We start from the raw sequence: 7,671 nt of genomic DNA on the forward strand, positions 1-7,671 counted from the left end.
ATTGGGGTATCGCCAAGCGGTAAGGCAACGGGTTTTGATCCCGTCATCCCTAGGTTCGAATCCTAGTACCCCAGCCATTTTTTATTGCGGGAATGGCGAAATTGGTAGACGCACCAGATTTAGGTTCTGGCGCCGAGAGGTGTAGGAGTTCAAGTCTCCTTTCCCGCACCATCATATACTCTTATAGATTATTGGGGTATCGCCAAGCGGTAAGGCAACGGGTTTTGATCCCGTCATCCCTAGGTTCGAATCCTAGTACCCCAGCCATTGTTATAAAGACCTATCATGAAAATGTAGGTCTTTTTTTTGTATTTATGAATAATTTTGCATTAGAACAATATTTAAATCAATATCTTAATAGTCAAGATTTTCAAGATTACACGGTTAACGGTTTACAGGTACAAGGTAAAGAACAAGTACAAAAGATTGTTACTGGAGTAACAGCTAGTCAAGAGCTAATTGACTATGCTATAGCAGTAAAAGCTGATGCTATTCTTGTGCACCATGGTTATTTTTGGAAAGGTTCAGATCCACGCATAACTGGTTACCACTATCAAAGAATTAAAAAGTTAATCTCTCACGATATAAACCTTTACGCTTACCATTTACCTGTAGATTATCATCCAGAGATTGGTAATAATGTTGCACTAGCTCATCTATTTAATCTGGACAATCATGTTATTTCAGGTAATATCGTAATCTGCGAATTAAGTAAACCAATTAAAGCTAGTGATCTATACCAAACCATTAGTCAAGTTTTACAAGTCCCTATACTGCATGTAAGTAAAAATTGCCCAGAGTATATTACTAAAGTTGGCATTTGTTCTGGTGGTGGACAAAACTTTATTGATCAAGCTTTTGCTAAAGGCTGTGATGCTTATATTTCAGGTGAAATTAGCGAACAAACCTATCACTCAGCTGTAGAACAAGGAATTCATTATTTCCAATGTACACATCATGCGAGTGAAAGATACGGTATTAAACTATTAGGTGAAAAACTGGCTAAAGAATTGAATTTAGAAGTTGAATTCAAAGATATGCACAATCCTGCATAAAAAATAACCTATGCTTATGGCATAGGTTATTTTTTATGGTATTTTTCTCAATGTGGTGTATCACTTTTTTGCTTAAACTTTTATTATTTCTTGTGCGGAAAATATTGATAATCTCTAAAACCTTGATTTTGAATTTTCGAAAACTCTTGCGTAGATAATTCTTTTGTACTTAAAAGATGTTTATCCAATACAGGTTCATGATCTTGTGTTTTAAGTGCTGCAAGGTAATCTAAAAATTCTTGCCGTTGTTGTTCTAAATTTTCTTGTTTGAAAATCCCAAATAAATATCCAACTCGGCGTGAAATCGCATAACATGCATCTACTAATAAGACGTCTGGAAATAGAGATTGAATTTCATCTTTTACTAAAGAAAAATGGGTACAAGCTAGAACTATTACCCCTAAATCTAAATTAGTATTATTTAACCAAGGGGAGAGAATTTGTTCTAACTTCTTATCAGTTACCTCTTGTCTAATTTTAGCTTCAACATATTCCACTAAATCGGTTGTACCTAAAAGACTAACGTTATGATTAATTGGCGCTGCATATTGTTCAATTAATTTTAAAACGTATGGACGAGCTATTGTTGCTTTAGTAGCCAAGATACCAACCGCTTTATGGGTTTTGTTTTTATTTACTAAATACTCAACAGCTGGTTTTAAAGCTGGTACTACACCGATTACAGGCACCTTAACAACTTGACGTAATTCATCTAGGATTAGTGTAGAAGCTGTATTACAAGCAATTACTACTAGCGAAATATTTAATTCTTCAATTGCTCTTTGAATAAGAGGAATAATTTTTTCTTTTAATAAAGTATCAGGTTTTTCTGAATAAGGGAATAAAGCATTATCAAATAAGTAATAATAATTAAAGCAGTTAAAGAAAGTATTTTCTACAGCTTTAAGAATCGATAATCCACCCATTCCAGAATCGAAAAAGAGAAGACTAGGTTTATTAGTATTTAAACCCATCATAATTTAGTCTCGATGATAAGGTAAGTTATTATTTACACTCCAAGCACGATATAGAGCTTCTATTGCAACTACGCGTACTAAAGGATGAGGCATAGTTAAGTTTGATAATGACCAAGATTCGTGAGCAGCTTGCTTCACTTCTTTACTTAATCCCTCTGGTCCACCAATTACAATATACACATCTCGACCACCATTTTGCCATGCTTCTAAACGAGCTGCTAATTGATGGGTATCGTAAGGTTTACCTGGAATATCTAGAGTAACTAAATAGCCATTACCTACAGTTTTTAAAATTTCTTTGCCCTCTTCATCAGTAATGCGATTAATATCAGCTCCTTTACCACGCTTTTTATTGTTGATTTCAATAAGGATAAAAGGCATGTTACGTGGGAAGCGACGTTGATATTCTTCGAATCCTTGAGTTATCCAAGAAGGCATAGAAGTTCCAACTGCAACTAAATAAATTTTCATACGTTTATGCTAAAAAAGCCTTGGTTATTGAACCGAGGCTGTGTTTTTTATGTTTAAATTTTTAAGACCAAAGTTTTTCAAGGTCGTATTCTTTACGAGCTTGGTCTTGCATAATATGAACCATAATCGAGCCAAAGTCTACTACGATCCATTCAGCAGTGTTTGTACCCTCTGAACCATAAGATTCAATGCCTTGCTTTTTCATTTCATCGATTAAATGTCTAGCAAGTGCACCACAATGGCGGTCTGATGTTGCTGTTACAATAATCATAGTATCCGTAATCGTTGATTTTGCACGCACATCAATCTTACATGGTTCTTGAGCTTTTAAATCATCTAATTTATCTAAAATTAGCGAACAAATTTCTGTTTGCGATGTTTCCATGTATATAAACTCGGTTGTTTTCCTGTATTCAAATTAACCTCATGTTAATCGTTTATTTATAAACTTTTCAATACAGAATAAAACGATAATTTTGCTCTAAATTATATCACAAATAACTATAGACAAAGTTGAGAAATTAGTAGACCTAGCGAGTATAATATTAAAGTTTGTTAAACGATGATTCTAACGGCTAAATAGGTTAGAAATTTAATCATCAGAGTTCTTTTTCATTAAGTGTAAACATCTATTGCTTGCTCGTTTTGTCTTATGAGTTTTTTCTCTTTTACCTTTATTCTTTTTCTCTTAATTGTAATTTTCATTTATGGGTTAGTATCAATTGGCAATACTAAATACACTGCCAAATTACAAAATTTAACCCTTTTTGTTGCAAGTATAATCTTTGTGGGGTTTGTGCATATCTATTTTGCTTTAGTTCTTGTTGGCTATGCAGGATTTATCTACCTTGCACAACAAGCAATTGATAAAGTCGTAGCGATTAATACTACTAATAATCTAAAAATTGCTCGACAATATGCTCACAAAAACTTTTCGGCCTTAGTAGCTAGCTATTGCTCTAACAACTCGCAAATTGCAAAACTAGAAAAAGAATTACAAAAGTCTAAAAAATCAATTGAAATTGCACATTTAATTTCACAAACAAGTAATCAACCACATAGTCGTGCACTTCATGAAGTACTTATTAAAATCGAGCAACAGCAACAATTAATAAGTACGAAATCCGAAACAAAAGCATGGGTTAACTATCCAAGAATTATTAGTAAGCTCTTAGTTGAATATTATAGTCAGCTTTACTTTATCACCGATCTTAAACGTGAAGACAAAATTAACAATCAAGATTTACTATATCTAAACCAACTCTTTACCTATGCCCAGAGTTTACTAAAAGAATACGAGCTCTTAAGTTATAAAGATTTAAAAATCAACTATAAACAAGAAGTTGACAATGAAAATCCTGAATTAGAAAATCTTTCACCAACTAATTTTTATAAAAAAGCTAATAAGTCTTTAATTTCAACTACCGCTTTTACGATTTTAATTGCTTTATCGCTGTTACCTCTAATTTACTTTAAATATTTTGACTTTATTTACGTCAATATTGTAAATTTCATGAATGAGTTAGGTTTTGCTAACTTAGGCATGTTAATCAATGTAATCCCTGTAATAGGTATTTCTTATTACACCTTTAACAGTATTTCTCTCTTAGTAAGTGTAAAACGCGGGGAAATAAAAAGTACTAGTTTACTAACGACTTTAACTTTTATCACTTATTTCCCAACAATAGTTGCCGGTCCAATTAATCGCGCAACTACCTTTATCCCTCAATTATTACATAAACGAACTCCTCAATCCTTAAACTTAATTTTTTACTTTTTAAGTTTAGGAATTCTGAAAAAGTGGTTATTAGCTACCACTTTAGGAGCTGTTTTTGTACAACCTATTTTTGGTGCGCCTACGAGTTATAACTCTTTAGAAATTGTTCTTGGAGTTTATGCTTATGCCTTTCAGCTTTATTTCGATTTTAGCGGTTATACAGATTTAATGTTTGCACTAGGATTATGTTTTGGTATTACTCATCCGCAAAACTTCAATAATCCATATGCTTCTTTAAACATTAAAGATTTCTGGAATCGTTGGCATATGTCATTAAGTAGCTGGATACGTGATTTTATTTATATCCCTCTTGGTGGTAATCGTGATGGTTTTATCCTAGCTCAATGTTACACAGTAATAGCAATGCTCCTTTCAGGCATATGGCATGGTTCAACTATTAACTTTGCTTTATGGGGCTTATTACATACTTTAGGGATTATCGGCATTAATATCCTAAATAAAATCCAACCTTTACGTATTCAAAACATAAGTAAATTCTTAGCCCGCTTTATTACTTTTAATTATGTATGTTTTACGTGGGTATTCTTTAATTCAGATGATTTAGATGCTGCAATTAGTTTATTAACTTCGTTATACCACAACTGGTATTTACCAATTAGTGAGCCTTTAACTTTAATAACCTTAAGTATTATCTTTATCTATTGGTGCTTCTTACCTCTATTTGGTAAATTAATTACTACCCTAAGTAGTAAAATTGCAAACTATAACACTTTCTTAGTGGTTATTGTTTGCTTATGCTTTATGGTTATAACTATAAACTTAGCACCATCTGGTGTGCCGCCATTTATCTATTCTAACTTCTAATATTAGTATCCTTACTAATTATGATTAAAAAAATATTAATTAGCTTTCTTGCTAGTTTAGTTATTCTATTTTGGTTATTCCAAACCTCAATTAATAATTATTGGTTGTCTTTATATAACCAACCTAGTCCTTTAACCAAGCTGGATAAGTATCCAGCTTGGCAGTGGGGAAAAGAATTTAATGATAAGCTTCTTCTTGGAAAAGATTATTTAATAAATCTTTACAGTGAATATAGCAATCAACTGACAACAACGTTTAACTCTCATTTGGAACAAGTTAAAACAGAAGATGACCACCAAGTTCTTGCTGATAATAGTGACACTAATAATGTAGATGTAACGTCTACAAGCGAATCTATTCATGAGCAAGCACAAACAACATCTCATAATTCAGCGTCTAATGATCCTAAAACTCCTGTATTATTTACTATGCCAATGAATGAATTTGCTATTGGTATAAAAGATAAAGTGGCTGGGGACTTAGATTATGCTAGTTACACCTTTACACAACAAGCCAATCCTATCGTACTTCATCCTGGTGATGAAGTGCTGATTGCAGGTGATTCTATGCAACAAGGAGTTGGTAGACATATTCGTGCATATTTAAGTGCTAATTATAAAATCCAGTCTAAAGATTTATCGAAACAGTCTACAGGTCTCTTAAACCCTGCTAACTTAGATTGGAATAAAACTATAAGCCAAGAATTAGCGCAATCTAATAACTATAAGCTATTAATTATGATGTTAGGAGCTAATGATAGTTATGGTTTATATGATAGTGTTAATCACAAAGCTTTAGCTTTTGGTACAAAAGAATGGCAAGCTCATTACTTACAACGTGTAATGTCTGTTTTATATCAAGCACGTTCACGTGGAATTGCCGTGATATGGATTCTTGTACCTAATATGAAAAGTCCAGATCTCAATCAAAAAATGCATTTACTAAATCAACTCTTTAGAAATGCTTCTCAACAATACGGAACTTTAACCGTAGACGCAAATCAAGCTTTACAAGCTAACGATCAAGATTTTACTCCATCTGCAATTGTAGATAATAAATTGCGTAAAACTCGTTCTGATGATGGCGTACACTTTACAATTACAGGTGAAAAATTAATTGCCAGTGCTGTCGAAAAAAATATAGTATTTCGTGAAAATAAAACTAAAAGTTCACAAGTAAATACTAAATTCGACCTCACGCAATTATTAACTTTACCTCGCTTAGCAAAACCTAATTATCGTTTTAGCTTAAAGCAACAAAATTAGTACGCTGAATTTCTATTTACATTTTTTGATTATGCACAAATCATTATTTCGTTCCAAGCTTAGGTCTTTTTGCTTAAAAGTTTTTAGTGTAGCTACAACTGGTTTTCTTCTCTTTAGCTGTACGAGTGATACCTATGATTATTCAACTATTACTCAACAAGCCACTTTAGCTGATTACTCTAAAAACCAAGAAAGCAGTAAAGAATTGGCTAACAAAATTAAAAATGCTCGTTCTCAAGGCTTAACTATTGTTCACTTAGGTGATTCGCATACAGCTGCAGATTTACTTACAGGACAAACTCGTCGAGTTTTACAACAAAAATTAGGTACAGGGGCATTAGGTTACATTGAACCTATGCAAGTTCCTGGGCAAGGAAATGCGTTAATTGCTTATAGTTCTAAAAATGTTTCTCTAATTAATTCTCGTAGTAAACACGATTATGATTATCCTTTCGGTGGTTATATCGCGAGTTTTAATGCTAAAGGGACTGTAGCTTATACAGCAAGAAATAATTATCAGATTCCATTTTCTGATCTAAAAATTATGGCTCGTTGTACTGAAACTTCGAGTTGTTCTTTAACTATTAGTTCAGATGTCGGTACGAGTGATCTAAGTATCCAAAGTAGCAATTGGGCTGTTTATTCAGTTTTTGTTAAAGGAAACTTTAGACTATCTGCTAATAACAATCTAGAAGTTGCTGGTTTATATTTAGCCAATAATAAAGGTGTTTCTTATAGCGCTATTGGTTCAAATGGAGCAACTATTTATCATTTAAATACTTGGAATAATAATTGGCAAGAACAGTTAAAACTTTTAAAACCTGATTTAATTATCCTCTCTTATGGTACTAACGAAAGTTTTAACGAAAAGTTAAATGCTAAAGCTTACAGCCAAGATTATGCTAAGTTAATTGCAAAATTACGCAATGCTACAGATGCACAAATTTTAATTATGTCTAATCCAGACTATTTAAATCTAGGCATTAATCGTAATTTAAATAACGCTTATTGTAACCATCAACAAGCGACTACTGTTAATCTTTTACATGATACGTTAAGACAAGTAGCTCAGCAAAATAACACTCTCTTCTGGGATTGGCGCGCAACTATGGGTGGAGCTTGTTCAGCTCTAACTTACATTAAAGATGGACGTATGCGTAAGGATGGAGTACATTTTTCTCTTGAGGCTTATAAATCATTTGGCACAAGTCTTGCTAATGATTTATTAAGTTTAGCTAAATAAAAAAGTAACTGTGGTATCACAGTTACTTTTGTGGTGTTCCCCAAATGATATACAAAAT

General features: G+C 32.7%; 7 protein-coding genes and 3 tRNA genes. 7 read left to right on the forward strand and 3 right to left on the reverse strand.

The features are described 5' to 3' along the window. Positions 1–2 precede the first annotated feature (2 nt). The 4 genes from CKF58_RS05660 to CKF58_RS05675 all read left to right on the forward strand — a co-directional run bounded on the left by CKF58_RS05660 (position 3) and on the right by CKF58_RS05675 (position 1,055). Positions 3–77 (forward strand) — tRNA-Gln (locus CKF58_RS05660). Between the two features lie 9 nt (positions 78–86). Further along, positions 87–171 (forward strand) — tRNA-Leu (locus CKF58_RS05665). Between the two features lie 21 nt (positions 172–192). Then, a tRNA-Gln gene (locus CKF58_RS05670) sits at positions 193–267 on the forward strand. 47 nt (positions 268–314) lie between these two features. After that, a complete protein-coding gene (locus tag CKF58_RS05675; RefSeq protein ID WP_119531842.1) occupies positions 315–1,055 on the forward strand; it encodes a Nif3-like dinuclear metal center hexameric protein in 741 nt (246 codons plus the stop codon). Between the two features lie 83 nt (positions 1,056–1,138). Here the strand turns inward: CKF58_RS05675 and murI are convergent, their stop codons facing one another. From murI to rsfS, 3 genes are all read right to left on the reverse strand, one after another. Further along, entirely contained in the window at positions 1,139–2,032 is an 894-nt protein-coding gene (gene murI / locus CKF58_RS05680; protein ID WP_119531844.1) for a glutamate racemase, read from the reverse strand. 3 nt (positions 2,033–2,035) lie between these two features. Next, complete coding sequence (rlmH, locus tag CKF58_RS05685; RefSeq protein WP_119531846.1) at positions 2,036–2,503, reverse strand: 23S rRNA (pseudouridine(1915)-N(3))-methyltransferase RlmH; 468 nt, start codon at positions 2,501–2,503, stop codon at positions 2,036–2,038. Positions 2,504–2,564: 61 nt separating this feature from the next. Continuing rightward, positions 2,565–2,888: a ribosome silencing factor gene (gene rsfS / locus CKF58_RS05690; RefSeq protein WP_119531848.1), complete on the reverse strand. Its 324-nt coding sequence runs from the start codon at positions 2,886–2,888 to the stop codon at positions 2,565–2,567. Positions 2,889–3,155: 267 nt separating this feature from the next. Between rsfS and CKF58_RS05695 the strand changes: the two genes are divergently transcribed. The 3 genes from CKF58_RS05695 to CKF58_RS05705 are packed head-to-tail and all read left to right on the forward strand — an operon-like array spanning position 3,156 to position 7,613. Beyond that, positions 3,156–5,105, forward strand: a complete 1,950-nt coding sequence (locus CKF58_RS05695; RefSeq protein ID WP_119531850.1) for an MBOAT family O-acyltransferase — start codon at positions 3,156–3,158, stop codon at positions 5,103–5,105. A 20-nt stretch (positions 5,106–5,125) separates the two neighbouring features. Further along, positions 5,126–6,370, forward strand: coding sequence for an SGNH/GDSL hydrolase family protein (locus tag CKF58_RS05700; protein ID WP_119531852.1), 1,245 nt, complete (start codon positions 5,126–5,128; stop codon positions 6,368–6,370). Positions 6,371–6,401: 31 nt separating this feature from the next. Continuing rightward, positions 6,402–7,613 carry a GDSL-type esterase/lipase family protein gene (locus CKF58_RS05705; protein ID WP_147397225.1) on the forward strand — a complete coding sequence of 404 codons (1,212 nt, stop codon included), beginning with the start codon at positions 6,402–6,404 and terminating at the stop codon, positions 7,611–7,613. Positions 7,614–7,671: the final 58 nt, after the last annotated feature.

The organism is Psittacicella hinzii, from assembly GCF_003585935.1.
Taxonomy (GTDB): domain Bacteria; phylum Pseudomonadota; class Gammaproteobacteria; order Enterobacterales; family Psittacicellaceae; genus Psittacicella; species Psittacicella hinzii.